Source organism: Campylobacter sp. US50a (assembly GCF_004379015.1).
Taxonomy (GTDB): domain Bacteria; phylum Campylobacterota; class Campylobacteria; order Campylobacterales; family Campylobacteraceae; genus Campylobacter_D; species Campylobacter_D jejuni.
Genome location: NZ_RYYJ01000041.1, coordinates 1 through 1260, shown reverse-complemented (window position 1 = coordinate 1260; position 1260 = coordinate 1). Strand labels below are relative to the sequence as shown.

1 protein-coding gene is annotated in these 1260 nt (G+C 23.3%); it reads left to right on the top strand.

The genetic code is table 11. The annotated features are described in order from the left end of the window. Nucleotides 1-84: 84 nt before the first annotated feature. Nucleotides 85-1260: hypothetical protein (locus tag ELQ11_RS10200; RefSeq protein WP_208359344.1), on the top strand; the 1176-nt coding region annotated here is incomplete at its 3' end.

Sequence of the window (1260 nt, the reverse complement as noted above, 5' to 3'; positions counted from 1 at the left end):
AAAGAACTTTATAAAAGTATTGATGAATTTAAAAAACTTGGTTTTGAAGATTTAGAAAATGCTTATCAAACTTATATTAATTCTTTGATTGTAAATAAAGAAATAAATAGTAAAGATGAAACAATAAATAAAAATAAAAACAAAGAAATAAATAAAAATTTAAATCAAGATGAAAATTCAAATCAAGAAAGTGATACAAAAGAAAATACAAGTAGCACAAAAGAACAAGATTTTTATCTTTTATCTTCCCACTCTAAAAACCTAAACCATTTCATCTTAGAAAATAAAGACAAAAATAAAAAAATTATCTTTTTAAATAATGCTTCATCGATGTCAAATTTAATCCATATTTATGATAATCATTGTGATGTGTTTATTAAAAATGAATCTTTACTTGACATTAAAAGAATAGAAAAAGAATATAATATTAAATTTAAAGAATTTAATACAAGAGTGTTTTTTTACGAAAAACTTCTTTTAGGTGCAAAAGAAAATAATGAGTTTTTATTTGAAGAAAAAGAAGAAAATTTGCTTTATCATTTTAAATACGATAAAGAGGATTTAAATTCTCTAGGGGATTTGAATATAAAATATAACAATCATAATGCAAGGATTAAAAATTATTCTTTACTAGAAGAAAGTTTAAATATTAAACTAGAACCCAAAGAGCTTAAAAAAGAAATTGCTTACAACAATACAAGTTTTAATAAACTTTCAAAAGAACCTTTAAACAAATCCTCATCTAACGCTAAAGAACCTTGCTTTATCACTTTATATTTAAAAGATGAACACAATAAACCCATTGCTAATGCTAAAATCATTATCAAAGGTTTTAAACATGATGAAGCTTTAAGAGTAGTTAATCTAAAAAGACGCAGTGATGAAAAGGGTAAAATAAGATTTGATAAAGAAAAGTATTTTAGTGATTGTTATAGCTTTAAAGTAAAGCTTGATGAAAGCAATGCTTATTTTCCTACTCCTTTACAAAATGCTAAAAGAATATTTAATAATTATACCCATCACAAAGTTGGACTCATACTTAAATTTAAAGCAAAAGATCATTTAGTTTATGATGGATTTAATCTCTATCATTACAAAGGAAATGAATTAATTAATTCTTATATGGCAAGAAGTGGTACTGCTAAGGCAGACAATCAAAAAAGAAGTAAAAAGCAAATTGCAAATTATTTTTACCAAGATGAAAAAGATAAAAGCAAAAGTGGAAAGGCTTATTTTTACTATGATGATGAAAGCATTCAA